We start from the raw sequence: 15,699 nt of genomic DNA, 5'->3' as shown, positions 1-15,699 counted from the left end.
AACCGCTACCCGCGCCTCGGTTCAGCCCGCCAGGCCGTTCTCGTAGGCGTAGACCACGGCCTGGGTGCGGTCCCGCAGCCCCAGCTTGGTCAGCATGTTGCCGACGTGCGTCTTGACGGTCTGCTCGGCCAGCGTCAGCTCGGCGGCGATCTCCGCGTTGGACAGCCCGCGGGCGACCAGGCGCAGCACATCCCGCTCCCGTGGGGTGAGCGTCGCGACCGCCTGCGGGCTCGGCCGCTCGTGGCGCCGCCGCCGGGCGAAGTCGCCGATCAGCCGGCGGGTCACCGACGGTGCCAGCAGCGCGTCTCCGCCCGCCACCACGCGTACCGCCGCGATCAGATCGGCACCGGAGGCGTCCTTCAGTAGGAATCCGCTGGCGCCGGCACCGAGCGCCTCGTAGACGTACTCGTCCAGATCGAACGTGGTGAGTATCAGCACCTTCGGCAAGGCGGAGGCGTCCCCCTCCGGCGGCGTGGGTCGGGCCCGCGCGGCCGCGTCACCGCGGCAGGGGCCGATTCGACCACGCTCGCCAAGGATCTCCGCGGTGGCCGCGAGCCCATCCAGTACCGGCATGCGCACGTCCATCACGACCACCTCGGGAGACAGTTCCCGGCACAGGTCGACCGCGACGCGCCCGTCGCCGGCCAGGCCGACCACCTCGATGTCCGGCGCGGCGGAAAGCACGGTAGCCAGGCCGTCACGAATCATCTCCTGGTCGTCGACGACCAGGACCCGAATGGTCACACCGCTACCCTACGCGGCCAATCGGGCCACCCCGGCCACCGGAGCGTGCCACCGCTATCGCCCCGGCACGCCCGGACCGGGCCATCCCACCGCCGCGGACCCGCCGCATGGCAGGTCCGCGATGACCGCGAAGCCGCCGTCCTCGCTCGGACCGGCCGACAGCGTACCGCCGAGCATGGCCACCCGCTCCCGCATGCCCACCAGCCCGTGCCCCCCGCCCGCCTGGGCCACCAGCGGCACCTCGCAACCGTTGTCGGTCACGGACACCCGCAGGCTGTCCCGGCCGTAGCGCACCAGCACGCTCACCCGTGCTCCGGGCGCGTACCGCGCCGCGTTGCTCAGCGCCTCCTGGACGATGCGGAACGCGGACAGGTCGACGCCGACCTCGAGCGGGCGGGGCATCCCGACCACGGCCGATTCGACGGCCAGCCCGGACACCCGGCCGGCCTCGACCAGTTCGTCGAGCCGGGCCAGTCCGGGCTGCGGTACCCGCTCGGGAAGCTCGTCGCCGTTGCGCAGCAGGCCGACCACCCGCCGGGTCTCCGCGAGCGCCTCCCGCGCCGCGCCGCGAATGGCGGCGAGGGTGGCCTGCGCCGCCGGCGGCAGGTCCTGGATCTTCAGTGGCGCCGCCTCCGCCTGAATGGCGATCATCGACATGTGGTGCGCCACCACGTCGTGCAGTTCCCGGGCGATCCGGCTGCGCTCCTCCAGCACGGCCTGCCGGGCGAGGTCCTGGCGGCGCAGCTCGGCCTGCTCGGCGAGGCGCGCCTCGGCGGTACGGCGGCCGAGGATGGCGTCGCCGAGCACCAGTACGAGAGCCTCCGCGCCGCACAGGATCAACACCAGCCACGGCGGGGTGTCCCCCAGCGGTACCGCGGGCAGCAGCATGAACACCGCCGTCAGCAGGCCCACGCCGACCACGGCGCGGCGCGGGTAGGACGCCGCGACCTGGAACAGCACCACGATCATCGCCAGGCACCCGCCCACGGGCCAGGGCCAGATCGGATCGTGCGGGTAGGAGGCGAGCACCCCGGCGAACTGGCCGAGCACCATGATCCGCCAGGCGACCAGGGGACGGCGCACGGCGAGCAGCAGCGGGAGGGACTGCGCGACCCCGATCACGGTGCCCAGGATGGACGACAGCATCCTGCCCGCGATGAGCTCGGCGACCGCGCTTGCCGTCAGACCCGAGGCCAGCACGGCCCAGATGATGCTGACGACCAGACGGGCCCGGGTCGGGCGCGCCGGCCAGGGCCATCCGGGCACCTGGGTGACCGGTGTGCGCGCGGCGGCGTCGAGTACCGCGTCGAACGCCTGGACAGCCAGTCGCACGCCGGGAATCTCGACGCTGCTCATCGCACGACCGTACCCGGTCGCGGTGCGCGTCCCGGGCGCCCCGCCCAGCATCGCGCACTCCGGTCCTTCCCCACCCAATGCCCCGGCAGGGAAGGACCCGGTCGTTACTTCTTCTTGCTCTTCTTGTCCTTCTTCTTGTCCTTCTTCGACTTCTTCGCCATGGCGCGCCACCCCTCCCCTTCTCGCAACCTGTACGGCTACAGCCGTTCATGCTTCCGTGATGCGAGCGTAATCCTAGCGCCGCGATCGGGAATCCGCCGCTACGGCTCCGGGAGCTGCCGTTGTGGTGGCATGGCAGGCATGGCACGGCGTACTTATGGGACCGCGCCGGTGAATCCGTGGTGCTACGGTCGCGCGAGGTCACGAGTGCCAGCGCGGAGCCCCGGCTCGCGGCGCCACGGCCTACTGGGATCCCCGGCCGTGGCCGGACGGCGGCGGGCTGTGCGCGATCGAGGTGGGGTTCACGTGGCTGGCCGCGTCGGCGACTCGGCGATGTATTCGATCCTCGCGTCGGAATGGCCGGCGTGCCGGGCCCGGCTGGCGGAACGACTGGCCAGGATCACGCACGACGTGACCGGCCTGTAGCGGAGCCGGTCGCTGGGCCTAATGGTTGGCCGGGCCACCGCTGCCGCCCTTTCGGCGGATTTTCACCTCGCGCAGGTCCGTCGCCGCGACGCGCAGAATCCGGTACGGGTGCCCGTGCGCTTCCAGCACAGCGACGGCCCGCTGGACGGCCTCGTGCTCACCGTCGGTCGGGTCTGCGGGCACCTGGCACCGGAAGGTGAATGCCGAGATGCTCCGGTCGCAGGTGAACGTGCCCGCCGGGGTGTAGGCGGCCTGGAGGACATCGACCCCGGCGAGGAGGCTGGCGCGACCGGCGGCGCTCAGGTCGCCGAACGTTCCCTGGATCGTCACCCTGAACACGATCAGTCCCTCCGTACGGCATAGCTCAGCAGGCGCTCGCTGAGCAGGTCCTCTGTGACGTCGAGAAGCTTCAGCAGAGCCTTGGCGATCTCGTCTGGGCCCGCGCCCGCGGTGGTGAGATTGCCGATGTCGGCGAAGACCAGCGAGTGGAGTGAGCCGAGTTGGGCGGCGACCACGCGGGGCATCGGGTCGTCCGGCTCGGCGCCGGTCTCCTCGGCCAGCACGACCGCGAGCGCGTCGGTCATCTGACGGCCGAGTTCCTCCAGCCGGGCGGTCAACGTGGGTGCGGCCCGCATCATCTCGTAGACCCGGCCGAACCCCTCGGTCAGACCCAGTCTCCGGTCGCGGCGATGCACCTCATCGCGCAGGTGGGCCAGCACGGCGCGGGTGGCGGACTCACCGGGGCGGCGGTGCCGCACGATGTCGGCGAGCCGCTGCGCGGATGCCTGATCGGGCGCCAGGACAAGGTCCTCCTTGGCCTGGAAGTAGTTGTAGACGGTGTTCACGGAGACCTCCGCCGCCGCGGCCACCTCGGCAATCGTGACGTGCTCGAAACCACGCTCCACGAACAGGCTGGTGGCCACCTCGGAGATGCGCTGCTGCGTCTGCCGCTTCTTGCGCTCCCGGAGCCCTTCGACCATGGGCGGAATCTTAACTGGACACCAAATCTGAAGTCCACTGCAATTATGGGATGGACTGTGGCTACCTTGCTGGTGAGCGGCGTCGGCGAATACCGTCCGGAGTGGACCTGGATCGCCCTGCGTGACGGCACCGTCGTGGCGCGAGCCGCCTGGTGGCAGGCCGAACGGACGACAGGCCGCTCGCGCTGGACTGGTTCGACTTCACCGACCCGGATGCGGCGGTGCAACTGCTGCGCAGGTCACCGCTGCACGCGCATGTCCGTCGCGTTCGCGAAGGCCGGCTATCCCATCGCCCAGGAACGCATCGACCTGATCTGACCCGCCAGGGCCGAAGGCGGCCGAACCGGCGCGAGCGGCGCCAACCCCAGGAAGGGTGGCGCCGCTCGCGGTACGGGGCCCGCGGGCGAGCGACGGCGACTCTCGCGACGGCGCGCCCGGCACCGCCCGGAGCCCGGACGGGATCAGGGCAGGTAGTAGTTGGGGTTGGGCAGCTTGAAGGTGCGGTCGGCGTGCCCGCCCGCCAGGTCGCTGTCCTGATCGCCGAAGTTGGCCACGAGGTCGTACCCGAGCGACTCGAGGTGCGCACGGGTCGCCGACTTGTAGTGGACGGTCGTGCACGCCCCGTTCGGATCGTCGGTACAGGCGGCCTTCAGGTAGCCCGGGTAGTTGGCCGCGGCCGGCTTGGTGAACAGCCCGTCCTCGCCGTCCCGAAGCACGGTGGGCCCCGGGTACCCGGCGTCGACCCCGATCCCGTCGGAGGTGAGATTGCCGAGGGTGGCCGCCTCCTGGTCGGCCGGTCGGCCGGTCAGGTAGAAGATCGCGTATCCCTCGCGTTGGGCGGCCCGGACCAGATCGACCATCCCGAACACGGCGGGGAACTGCTGGTTGTTCACGAACGTGGCGTTCGTCGTCGGGTTGTACGCCCAGTTGCTGAAGACCTCGTAGTTCCAGTTCAGCAGCGCGGTGTCGTCGACGTCGAGGACGATCGCCTTGGTGCCCCTCGAGTGATGCGCCGATGCGAGCCACCGCTGGCCGGAGGCCTCGACCGACCGCACCTCCTTCGCGTAGTTGCTGTCCCCTGACGCCATGCCGGTGCCGAGCGGGTCGCCATAGTAGTTGCGAATCTGCTGACGCAGCACATCCAGATTCGTTACCTGGTTCGCCGAACGCGGTGTGCTCGTCTTGATAGCCGGTTGCTGGGTGGCGGCGTACGCGACTCCGCCGCCGGCCAGCGCGGCGACCGCGGTGACCGCGGCCCCGATCGCCAGCATTCGACGTGAGGGTTTGCGCCAGAACTGCACGGGCACGATTGGACTTCCTTTCATGGACGCCTCTCACGGCAGCCCTCGTTTGAGATCCGTTCACCGGAACTTAACCTCAAGTTGGGATTGCCGCCACACCACGGCGTCCAGGTTGCCGCCGGCGAAGCGCGGCCAGGCGGCGCCCGAAGGGCCGTGCGCATGGGAGCTCCGCCCGGCGGCCCGCCCGCCCAGCAGCCCTCCGCCTACCCGCCCAGCAAACCCCCGAGCAGCCCCTGGTTGCCCGAACCGCGCTGGCCCTCGCCGGAACCGCCGGAACCCGGGCCGTGGTCCTCCTCGGACGGCTGCACCACCACGAATCCCTGGCCGGCGAAGCTCATCGTGAACGCCTCGCCGGTACGCCGGCCGAGCAGCGTGCCGAGACCGAGCTGCTCGGCCCGGTGGTACCCGGTCCGCAGACTCGCCGACCAGCAGATCGCCGCCTGCGGGTCGGCGTAGGTCGGCTGGTCCACCCTCAGCACCACCGGCGTGCCCCGGGTGGTGATGGCGATCCGGCCCTGGCCGCTGAACACGCAGTTGAACATGCCGGACGAGGACATCATGCCCACGCCCTGGACCATGTGCACGTCGTAGTCGAGTGTCGCGTCGAAGGCCAGCACATTGCGGCCATTGATGGTCAGCGAGTCGCCCGGGTCCAGGTCGATGAGGTGGATGTCGGCCGCCCGGTCGGCCAGGAACACGTCACCCCGGCCGGAGATCCGCATCAGCGGTACCCCCTCGCCGGTGACCTTCTGCTTAATCCACCGGCCGACCCCGCCGGAGCCGAGCGCCTGGAACCGCACGTCCCCCTGGTAGGCCACCATCGAACCGGTCCGGGCCAGGCACTCGCCCTCGAGTTCGACCTTCAGCATCTTGCTGTTCTGCAGGGCGAGACCGGCCCGCGGAGACTCGTGCTCCTGCTTGTCAGAGGCGAAGAGATCGCTGCGCATATGACGACTGTGCCAGTCCTGCGCAACCCACGCTTCCGGGATGTCCCGGAGCGAACCCGGATATCGGTGCCCGCTGGTCGTCCGTTCCAGTACCCGCCGCCGTCAGGTCAGTTGGCGTTCGACGGCGGCGGTCGCGCTGGTCAGGGCGGCTACCGCGGTGTCGATGTCGGCGGCTGTGCTCCAGCGCCCCAACGACAGCCGTACCGCCCCGAGCGCGCGCTCGATGGGCAGGCCCAGGGCGGTCAGGACGGGCGACGGGGTGTGGGTGCCGCTGTGGCAGGCCGAGCCGACGGAGGCGGCGATCCGCGGCGTGGCGGCGAGCAGTTCGTGCCCGCGTACGCCATCGATGCTGACGTTCAGCGTGTTCGGTAACCGCTGCGTGGCGGGGCCGTTGAGGTGGACCCGGCCGGGCAGCGCGTCGCCGAGGCGCCGGTGCAGGCCGTCGCGCAGCGCCGCGATCCGGGCGGGCGCACCGTCGGCCAGTTCGGCGGCGGCCAGTTCGGCGGCGGCACCCAGGGCGACGGCCAGGGCGACGTTCTCGGTGCCGGCACGCAGACCATGTTCCTGGCCGCCGCCGTAGACGACCGGCTCCAGCCGCACCCCCTCGCGCACGTACAGGGCGGCGGTGCCCTTCGGCGCGTACATCTTGTGCCCGACGACCGTGAGCAGATCCACGCCCAGTGCCCGAACATCGAGGGGTACCTTGCCGGCGGCCTGTGCCGCGTCGCAGTGCATCAACGCCCCGCGCTGGTGGGCGAGCGCGGCCAGTTCGGCTATCGGCTGCAGCGCACCCGTCTCGTTGTTCGCGGCCATCACCGACACCAGCACGGTCTGCTCGGTGAGGGCGGCGGCCAGCGCCGCGGGGTCGACCCGACCGTCGTCGTCAACGGGCAGCACCGTCACCCGGACCCCGTGCAGACGCTCCAGGGCACGGCAGGTCGCCAGCACGGCCGGATGCTCGGTGGCCTGGGTGATCACGTGCGGATGCGAACGACCGGCGGCCAGTGCCGCGCCGCGCAGCGCGAGCAGGTTGGACTCCGATCCCGAGCCGGTGAACACGACCTCGTTCGCTCGGGCGCCGATCAGGGCGGCGACCTGATCACGGGAGGCGGCGAGGGCCTTGCACGGCCCCTCGGCGTACGAGTGATCGGAGGACGGATTGCCGAACAGGTCGGTCAGGTACGGCAGCATCGCCTCGACCACGCGCGGGTCGACGGGAGTGGTGGCGTTGTAGTCCAGATAGACTCGCCCGCCGATCAGTCCGGGGTGCGCGGCAAGCGGAGGGTGGGTCACGCCGGCCGCCCCGCGTCAACGGGAACGCCGACCGGACCCCGATGGACGTACCCGGCACGGCAGCACCCGACAACCTCGATCTCACCGGCCACCCGTTCAGCACTATCACATCGCCCGCCCGGAGGCGGTTGCGCAATTCCTTCCGGGTGACCTCCCGCGTGCCGTCCGCCGTACCGGCGATCAGCGGGGCGCCGTGATTCGCGCACCGATCACGAGTGCCGCGCCTCTGGTTCGTCCGCGACCTGAATGATCGTCTTGCCGGGCGGGCGGCCGTGCCGGGCGAACGCGGCGGCCGTTTCGGCGAGCGGTCGCACGGCGCCGACGATGGGGTTGAGCCGTCCGTCCCGGAGGCGCTGGGCGAGATCGGTCAGCCGGGCGCGGTCGGGTTCGACGACGAAGAAGATGGCTCGCCCGTCCTTGGGCCGCACGGTAGGTGGCATGGCGATGGTGACGAGCGTGCCGCCCGGGCGTACCAGTTCGGTCGATCGCTCGAGGATGTCGCCGCCGATGACGTCGAACACCACGTCCACCTCCCCGACCTCCCGCAGATCCTCGGTGTCCAGGTCGAGGAAGGTCTGCGCGCCGAGGCCGAGGGCGACATCACGGTCGTGGGCCCGGCCGGTGCCGATCACGCGGGCGCCCACCTCCCGGGCGAGTTGGACGGCGATCGAGCCCACGCCGCCCGCGGCGCCGTGAATGAGGACGGTCTGGCCGGTCGTGAGGTGGGCGTGGTCGAACAGTGCCTGCCAGGCGGTCAGTCCGGAGATGGGCAACGCGGCGGCCACGGTGTGGTCGATGTCGGCCGGGAGGGGGGCGAGGTTGCGCGCCTCCACCGCGGTGAATTCGGCCAGCGACCCGTCGCGGGCCCAGTCGGCCAGGCCGAACACCCGCTGGCCTACGGACAGGCCCGTGGTTCCGTAGCCGAGTTCGACCACGACCCCGGACAACTCGTGCCCGGGAATGCTGGGTGTCCGGTCGCGGCCGGCACGATCCGACCACGTCGCCGGCCATTCGAGTTCTCCGGGGGTGAAGCCCGCGGCGTGCACGCGCACGATGACGTCGTTCTCCGCGGCGTGCGGGTAAGGCATGTCGGCCAGGGTGAGGCCGCCGACGCCGGCGTCACGGTCCCGCGCGGTGATCGCTCGCATATTCGAGTCCTCTCAAGAATGTCGTCGGTGTGGAGTGGTTGTGCGGACTCGGCGCCCGGTCAGCTCGGCCAGGGCGAGCCGACGATACGCTCGACCGTCGTCACGCGCTTGAAGCCGGGGATGAAGTGCTCGAGCACGTCGGAGTTCACGGTGCCGTTCGTGGTCTCCGGACGGTCCTTGAACCCATCGAAGTAGGCACGCAGGAACTCGTTCTTGAAGTCCCCACGGGGATGGGCGGCGAGGATCTCACCCAGCTGATCGCGTTCCAGTTGTTCCAGGCCGAGGCCGATCACATCGGTCAGGACGCCGAGGTGCATGGTCGCGATCTCCGGGTCCATCCGTCCGGGGATGCCCGGCGTGGTGTGCAGCGCGATCGCCGTCCAGACGGTCTGGGCGGCGGCCGCCGAGAAGCCCCGGCCCAGGAGGAACTTGCGCGCGTGGTCGGCGCCATCGACTTCGAAGCGCTGCTCGACCTCGGAAAAGGGAGTCTTCAGGCCGGTGTCGTGGAACATGGCCGCCAGGTAGAGCAGCTCCGCATCCGGTTGCACGCCGAGCTGGTGAGCGTGGATCAGGCTGAAGAGAAAGACCCGCCGGGAGTGGTGGTAGATGAGAGGACTGGTCGTCTCCTGCGCGAACCTGGTCGCCTCGGCGACCGCCGCCGTCTCAGGAATCTCCAATCCCGCGATGACCTCTGACATGATCTCTGACTCTCCGGAAGGATGTCGGCTGGGGACAAGGTGTCCGGCTTCCATCCTGCCCACCGATCGGCGTGCGCCGCCGCCTTTGTCCGGCCAGGAATCACCGATATCCGGACGGGGCGAAATCGAACCGGGGCTCCGGCCACGCGCGGCACCGCACTCGCCCGGCCGGGGTCCACCCCACCCGCGACGTCGAGTCGCCGGTCAGAGTTCGCTTAGAGGCGGTAATCGCCCGACAGGGCACAGAATCCCCGTCGCCTCCGGTAACGGTGTGCTACCAATGAACCGTGTCCAGGCCCCCCGATGCACCGGCCCGACGACGGTCGGTGCCGACCGGGTCCGGTCGGTCACCGTACGAATCCGGCTCTGAGGCTCCGGAGTGGTGAACGCCTCCCCCCATCGCGTCGCGATCCTCGTCTACGACGGAGTGACGTTGCTGGACGTCGCCGGTCCCGCCGAGGTGTTCAAGGAGGCAAACCGGTTCGGTGCCGACTACCGGATCGTGCTGCTGTCGCCGAGCGGTGCGGACGTCACGTCGAACCTCGGCGTCCGGATGGCGGTCGACGGCGCCGTCTCCTCGCAGCCGGCCCCCGACACGTTGCTGGTGCCCGGTTCCGACCGCTATCCGCGTACCCCGGTCGGCGGCGACCTGGCCGACGCCGCACGGATACCGGCGGCGGTGGCCGGCCGGGTGGCGTCGATCTGCACCGGGGCGTTCGTTCTCGCCGCCGCCGGCCTGCTCGACGGCAAGCGCGCGACCACGCATTGGCGGGTCACGCGTGAGCTGGCCGTCCGGTGCCCGACGTGCCACGTCGAGCCCGACGCGATCTATGTTCGCGATGGCACCACGTACACGTCGGCCGGGGTGACGGCCGGCATCGATCTGGCGCTCGCTCTGGTCGAAGAGGACCACGGGCCCGACCTGGCGCGTGACGTCGCCCGCGCGCTGGTGGTGTACATGCAACGTGCGGGCGGCCAGTCCCAGTTCTCGGCACCGTTGCAGGGACCGCCGCCCCGCTCGCCGGCTCTGCGCACCATCACCGACCTGGTGACGGCGAACCCCGGCGGTGACCACTCGCTCGCGGAACTCGCCAAACATCTCAACGTGAGCACCCGGCACCTCACCCGGCTCTTCCACGACGAACTGTCCACCACCCCGGCCCGCTACGTGGAAAACATCCGATTCGACCTGGCCCGGGCACTGCTCGACCAGGGACACACCGCGACGCGGGCCGCGACGCAGGCCGGGTTTCCCAGTTACGACAGCATGCGACGGGTCTTCGCCACCAAGCTGTCGATCAGCCCCGCCGCCTACCAACGCCGGTTCGGCACGGCCCGCCGCACCAACCCGAACTAGCGCCGGTCGGGTAGGTCATCGGAGCCAGCGGACGGTGACGGCGATGGAGTCGGTGACGGCGATGGCGGCGATGGTGGAAGGGTCCCGGCGCCGCGGGTCGCGCCGGTGTCCGGCCGCTCAATTCCGCGCGGCGAGGGCGAGTCCGCCGAGAATCGGGGCACGGTCGCCGAGGGTACCGATGCTGACCCGTGCGGTACGCGCCGCCAACGGATGTGCGTACCGGTCGAGGGATTCCCGTACGCCGGCCAGCAGTGGCGTGCCGGCGGCGCTGAGCCGACCGCCGATGACGATCGCGGCGGGGTTGAGCGCGTTGGCCAGGTCGGCCAGCACGCGCCCGGCGGCGCGCCCGACGTCGGTGAGGACTCGTTGCGTGCCCGGATCCGTCTCGGCGAGTTCGACGATGCGGGCGATGGTCAGCGGATCGGGATGCGCCGGCTGGATGAGCCGGAGGATCTCCGGGGCGCCGATGGCCGATTCGAGGCACCCGCGGTTGCCGCACCGGCAGACGGTCCCGTGGTTGTCGTAACGGATGTGGCCGATCTCGCCGGCGGCACCCTGCGCCCCGTGATAGACGCGACCGTCGAGGATGAGGCCGGCGCTGATGCGGGTGGACACGTTGAGGTAGATCAGGTCGGACACGCCGCGGGCGGCGCCGAAGGTGACCTCACCCAGCGCGCCGAGGTTCGCCTCGTTCTCCACCCGGACGGGAATTCCCAACCGCTGAGCCAGTTCCGCCCCGGGCGAGCGGTTGGCCCAGCCACACGCGATGCTGCTGTCGGTGATGGTCGGCAGCTTGGGGTGGACCGGGGCGGGCACTCCGAGCGCCACGGCGCGGATCGTTTCCGGTGCGATGGCGAGCCGGTCGAGCAGGGTGCGGATGAGGTGAGCGGTGTCGTCGAGTCGGGTGTCCGTGGTCGAACCGGAGTCGAGGTCGATGGCCTGCTCGGTGAGGATGTTGTAGGCGAGGTCGGCCACGGATACCCGTGAGTGGTTTTCGCCGAGGTCGACACCGACGATCAATCCCGCCGCGGGTGCCAGGCACAACCTGGTGGGAGGCCGTCCCGCACCGCGTCGCGGCTCGTCGGTGTCACCGGACGGTTCGGCGTCGGCGATCAGGCCCTGCTGCCGCAGGTCCTTGACGATGGTGGACACGGTGGCGGTCGACAGTCCGGTCAGTCTGGCGAGTTCCGCCCGGCTGGCCGCGCGGTTGTCGCGAAGGGCGTCGAGCACGCGGGTCCGGTTGGCGGAGCGCATCATCTCCGCGGCGCCGACGGGTGGGCTCACCGGACCATGGTAGCCACCCGTCGGTCACGGTTGGGCGAGACGTCGCGGGCGGCCCCACCGTTCGGCGCCGGCCGTTGCCGGCGACGCCGCCCGCCCGGCCGCAAGGCAGGGCGGGCGGCGACGCTTCGGGCTACTGAATCTCGATCGCGGCCAGGTTCCACCGGTCGTTGTTGGGCCCGGTGTCGTTGATCCTGACCTTGGTACCGGCATCCGGGGTGACGCCATCAGGGCTCTGCACCCAGTAGGTGTCTCCGACGGAGTCGGTGCTCTGGGCGCGGATGGTCTGCCCCGGTGCCGGGGTTCGTGGCACCGAGCGGTCCCAGTCGTTGCCGACGGCGAACACCCACGAATCCGCGCCGGCGGTGGTCAGCGTGATGCTCGGCGCGCCGCGACCCGCGCTGGCACCGGCGACTGCGCCGACACCGGTGGCCGAGGCGAACGCGGTCACGGCCAACTGCTGCCGGTAGCCAGTTCTGGCCAGGCTACTGGTGACCGAGACAGGGCCGGCCGAGTCCGGTGCCCGTGCGGTCCAGATCTCGGAGTCGCCGTACTGCGTGTTTTCCCGCTTGGCCAGGGTCCAGTGCAGGTCACCGCCGGAGACGGTCGCGCTCTGCGTCTTGCCGGACGGGCCGTCGGCGGCCACGAACGCCACCAGCAGGTCACCCGGGTTGGCGGGAGCGATTCTCGCGGTCACCGTGTTGGCGCCGTTGACGCTGACCGTCTTGTCAATCGACGGGGTCGGGTTGATGGTGACGGTGCCCGACAGCGGCAGGCTCGCCAGTGAGTCCGCGTCGCCGACCCGCACCTCGCGGGTGCCGTAGTCGGTCACCCACTGCTGCTTCGGGTCGCTCCAGTACTGGAACGAGCGCTGGTCGAGTTGGATGTTCTCGTGCTGGGTCTGGCCGGGGTTGAGGGTGACCCGGTCGAAGCCACGCAGCGAGCGGACCGCCTGCTGCACGCCGCTGACCGCCGGACCGGCGCCGAGGTAGACCTGCGCGACGTCGGAGCCGGCCACCTTTCCGGTGTTGGTGATGTCGAAGCTGGCCGTGGCGCCCCCGCCGGTGGTGGGCGTGACCTTCAGGTGGGAGTACTTGAAGCTGCTGTACGACAGGCCGTACCCGAACGGGAACTGCGGAGTGATGTTCTCCTGGTCGAAGTACCGGTAGCCGGAGTAGATGCCCTCGGTCTCGTTGGTGGTGCCGCCGGCGCCGCCGTTGAGCCGTTCCAGGTGCGGGCCGGTGGTGTCACCGGAGTACAGCGGCGTGGTCTGGTTGTAGCCCCAGAGCGTGTCGGTGGCGTTGGCCGGCCAGGTCAGCGGAGTGTGCCCGCTCGGGTTGGCCTGCCCCAACAGCAACCGCGCGGTGGACGTGCCGCCCTCCTGGCCGGAGAACCACATCTCCAGCACCGACTTGACGTTGCCGATCCACGGAGTGAGCACCGGGTTGGTGGTGTTGAGCACGACGATGGTGTTCGGGTTCGCCTCGGCGACCGCGTTGACCAGGTTGGTGTTCGCTGCCGACAGTGAGGCCACGCCGGTGATGGTGGCGGGAGTGCTGCCGTAGGGGTTGGGGATGGTGGTGGAGGCGCCGGAGTCGTTGAGGAACACGACCGCGGCCTTCTTGCCCTTGGCGGCGGCCGCCGCGTCGTCGATGTCGCCGTTGGCGCGCGAGTAGGCGAAGCGGAAGCTGGCCGGGGTGGTGGTGTCGTTGTTGAAGGTGATGGTCACCGGGTGGTAGCTGCCGCCGGTCAGGGTGCCGGCCGCGAACTGGCGGTTGGTCAGCAGCGGCTCGGTGTACCCGGCGTTGGTCGGGCTGCCCGGCACCGTGGCGCCGTACACGGTGGCCGCGGTGGCCAGCGTCCTGCTGGTGCCGTCGAGGCTGAACGTCACGTTCGCGTTGGCGACACCGCTGCTCTGCTGCAGTTCGAAGGTGTACGCGTCGGTGGTCGGCACGTAGACGTAGCCGCTCCAGGTGTAGCTGCCGGGGGCGAGCTGGCCCTGGGACGTGGTGGTGAAGTCGATCGTCGCGTCGTCGCTCGGCGAGTTCGGGCCGGTGGTGCGCGACAGCGACCCGGTCACCGAGGTCGACGAGGTGGACAGCGCCGAGGCGGGCACGGTCTGCCCGACCGGGTCGTTGGCCGGTACGTAGGTGAACGCGCCGGGCTTGCCGGACAGCGCCTCCAACTGCTGCAGTGGGTTGATCGCGTCCCGGTCGATGAACCCGGTGGACGCCTCGTTGGTGGGGTCGGCGATGGTGTGCTGCGCGCCGGGCCCGGTGACCAGGATCCCGCCGTTCAGGTCGGACTTGGTCAGCGGCAGCGACTGGTCGTCGTTCTTCAGCAGCGTGGCGCCCTCTTCGGAGTACTTCTCCACGATGGCCGCGTCGCCGTCCTTGGTGCCGAGCTGCGGAGTGCCGCTGGTGGTACCGGTGGGCAGCGGGGCGGTGCCGGTCTTGTCGGCGCCGATGCCGCCGGGGTTGGTGCACAGCGAGGAGACCGGGGTGTCGGAGCAGCCGAGCAGGCCGAAGCGCTGCTGCTGGTAGAGCACCTCGGCGACGGCCTGATTGAAGATAGACAGCGGGACGGTGCCGTTGAGCACCGCGTTGACCAGCGTGCAGCCGTACGCCGGGCAACCCGGTCCGGGGATGCCGCCGACGTGGACCGCACCGGCGGTGCTACACGGCTCGGCGTTGCCGGCGGTGTCGGCACAGGTGTCGCCGGTCGGGTCGGTCTGTTGTGAGGCGCTCAGGGTGTTGCTGGCGCTGAAGAACCCGGCCTGGGTGGGCATCTCCTGCGTCTCACCCTGAACGATGCCCGCGGTGCTGTGGGTCGCCGGGTAGTCCGAGCCGACCATGGCCACCGAGTGGAACAGGTCCCGCAGCGCGTAGTTGAGGGTCAGCGGCTGCTCGCACGCGTAGTGCGACTCGTTGAGCGGCCAGGTCTGCGGGTCCGGGCCGGACGCGTACGGGCTGGGCTTGTACAGCGCGTCGACGGACGGGGGCAGGTTGGTCGAGGTGTCCTGGAAGACCTGGTACGAGCACATCGCCGCGGCGGCCTGGCCGTCGACGAAGCCGCCCTCATACGGGGTCAGGTACTGCTCGTGCAGCGCCTGATCCTGGATGGTGGTGTTGGTGCTCTGGCTCTGTCCATTGTAGACGGCGAAGTGCTTCATCTGGGACATGGCGCCGACGCCCTGCATGCCGTTGATCTGCGAGGCGACCATCTGGCTGCTCAGGTACGGGTCCTCGCCGGTGGTCGTGAGGTTACGACCCCAGGTGGGGATGCGGTCCAGGTCCGTCTGCGGGCCGAAGATGCCGGTCACCATGAAGTCGCGGGCCTCGCTGCCCTCGGTCTGACCCCAGGCGTTGCCCAGTGCGGGGTCGAAGGAGGCGCCCAGACCCATCAGCGTCATCGGCGCTGTGGAGCCTCGCGCGTTGGGGCCGGAGGTGTTCAGCACCCCTTGCGCGTCGGTCCAGCACAGCGGAGCGATGCTCGGCGTCGTCCCGGTCGGCGCGGACAGCGGACCGACGTTGTGACAGCTGCCGTTGCCGCCATCGTGCAGCAGCAGGCTCGCGTTGGTCAGCTCCGCGGCGGTCGGCGGGCTGTCCGGTTCGAGCTGGTGGATGAGGTTCAGCACCAGAGGCGTGTAGGGCGCGTTCGGGTCCACCGCCGGCGAAGTCTTGCCCGAGGGCAGCTGGACCGGCAGGGAGTACGGCACGTTGCTGGCCGTGCCTCCGCCCGGCCCGTCCGGATGCGACACCGCGGCCTGCACGGCCGGCGGGGCGCCCAACGCCAGCGCCACGGTGCCGGCCGCGATACAGGCCAGCAGGAGTTTCCACCGCCGCGCACGCGTTCGGTGAAACCTACCGATAGTTCGTCTCATCGACTCATACCTCTCCCACGTAGGATTCATGCCTCCCCAGGCCGCTTTCCCGATCGCCATGGCCGCCAACGACAGCAATCGGTTCGAGCTGGGTAGATGTCGCCGTTCACGCATCGGGAACACCTG

General features: G+C 70.5%; 13 protein-coding genes. 2 read left to right on the top strand and 11 right to left on the bottom strand.

All coding sequences use genetic code 11. From position 1 onward, the window contains the following. Positions 1-21 precede the first annotated feature (21 nt). The 4 genes from ABEA87_RS15065 to ABEA87_RS15050 all read right to left on the bottom strand — a co-directional run bounded on the left by ABEA87_RS15065 (position 22) and on the right by ABEA87_RS15050 (position 3,665). Positions 22-744, bottom strand: a complete 723-nt coding sequence (locus ABEA87_RS15065; protein ID WP_345629980.1) for a response regulator transcription factor — start codon at positions 742-744, stop codon at positions 22-24. Between the two features lie 54 nt (positions 745-798). Next, positions 799-2,100: a sensor histidine kinase gene (locus tag ABEA87_RS15060; protein ID WP_345629978.1), complete on the bottom strand. Its 1,302-nt coding sequence runs from the start codon at positions 2,098-2,100 to the stop codon at positions 799-801. A 603-nt stretch (positions 2,101-2,703) separates the two neighbouring features. Next, positions 2,704-3,015 carry a DUF6204 family protein gene (locus tag ABEA87_RS15055; RefSeq protein ID WP_345629975.1) on the bottom strand — a complete coding sequence of 104 codons (312 nt, stop codon included), beginning with the start codon at positions 3,013-3,015 and terminating at the stop codon, positions 2,704-2,706. A gap of 11 nt (positions 3,016-3,026) precedes the next feature. Beyond that, on the bottom strand, positions 3,027-3,665 hold the full coding sequence (locus ABEA87_RS15050) for a TetR/AcrR family transcriptional regulator (protein WP_345629973.1): 639 nt from the start codon (positions 3,663-3,665) through the stop codon (positions 3,027-3,029). Between the two features lie 57 nt (positions 3,666-3,722). On the opposite strand from ABEA87_RS15050, the gene ABEA87_RS15045 reads away from it, so the two are divergent. Next, on the top strand, positions 3,723-3,983 hold the full coding sequence (locus ABEA87_RS15045; protein WP_345629971.1) for a hypothetical protein: 261 nt from the start codon (positions 3,723-3,725) through the stop codon (positions 3,981-3,983). 143 nt (positions 3,984-4,126) lie between these two features. Here the strand turns inward: ABEA87_RS15045 and ABEA87_RS15040 are convergent, their stop codons facing one another. From ABEA87_RS15040 to ABEA87_RS15020, 5 genes are all read right to left on the bottom strand, one after another. Then, positions 4,127-4,972 carry an HAD family acid phosphatase gene (locus ABEA87_RS15040; RefSeq protein ID WP_345629969.1) on the bottom strand — a complete coding sequence of 282 codons (846 nt, stop codon included), beginning with the start codon at positions 4,970-4,972 and terminating at the stop codon, positions 4,127-4,129. Between the two features lie 197 nt (positions 4,973-5,169). Next, positions 5,170-5,913, bottom strand: a complete 744-nt coding sequence (locus ABEA87_RS15035; protein ID WP_345629968.1) for an AIM24 family protein — start codon at positions 5,911-5,913, stop codon at positions 5,170-5,172. A 102-nt stretch (positions 5,914-6,015) separates the two neighbouring features. Continuing rightward, positions 6,016-7,206 carry a cysteine desulfurase family protein gene (locus ABEA87_RS15030; RefSeq protein WP_345629967.1) on the bottom strand — a complete coding sequence of 397 codons (1,191 nt, stop codon included), beginning with the start codon at positions 7,204-7,206 and terminating at the stop codon, positions 6,016-6,018. Positions 7,207-7,415: 209 nt separating this feature from the next. Beyond that, positions 7,416-8,354, bottom strand: a complete 939-nt coding sequence (locus ABEA87_RS15025; protein WP_345629965.1) for an NADP-dependent oxidoreductase — start codon at positions 8,352-8,354, stop codon at positions 7,416-7,418. A gap of 59 nt (positions 8,355-8,413) precedes the next feature. After that, positions 8,414-9,106 carry an HD domain-containing protein gene (locus ABEA87_RS15020; protein WP_345629963.1) on the bottom strand — a complete coding sequence of 231 codons (693 nt, stop codon included), beginning with the start codon at positions 9,104-9,106 and terminating at the stop codon, positions 8,414-8,416. 328 nt (positions 9,107-9,434) lie between these two features. Between ABEA87_RS15020 and ABEA87_RS15015 the strand changes: the two genes are divergently transcribed. Further along, positions 9,435-10,409, top strand: coding sequence for a GlxA family transcriptional regulator (locus tag ABEA87_RS15015; RefSeq protein WP_345629961.1), 975 nt, complete (start codon positions 9,435-9,437; stop codon positions 10,407-10,409). A 117-nt stretch (positions 10,410-10,526) separates the two neighbouring features. Here the strand turns inward: ABEA87_RS15015 and ABEA87_RS15010 are convergent, their stop codons facing one another. After that, entirely contained in the window at positions 10,527-11,693 is a 1,167-nt protein-coding gene (locus ABEA87_RS15010) for an ROK family transcriptional regulator (protein ID WP_345629959.1), read from the bottom strand. A 130-nt stretch (positions 11,694-11,823) separates the two neighbouring features. Then, positions 11,824-15,573 carry a glycoside hydrolase family 3 C-terminal domain-containing protein gene (locus tag ABEA87_RS15005; protein WP_345629958.1) on the bottom strand — a complete coding sequence of 1,250 codons (3,750 nt, stop codon included), beginning with the start codon at positions 15,571-15,573 and terminating at the stop codon, positions 11,824-11,826. Positions 15,574-15,699 lie beyond the last annotated feature (126 nt).

This window comes from Rugosimonospora acidiphila (assembly GCF_039543385.1).
Lineage (GTDB): Bacteria > Actinomycetota > Actinomycetes > Mycobacteriales > Micromonosporaceae > Rugosimonospora > Rugosimonospora acidiphila.
This window is presented reverse-complemented; position numbering and strand designations above follow the sequence as displayed.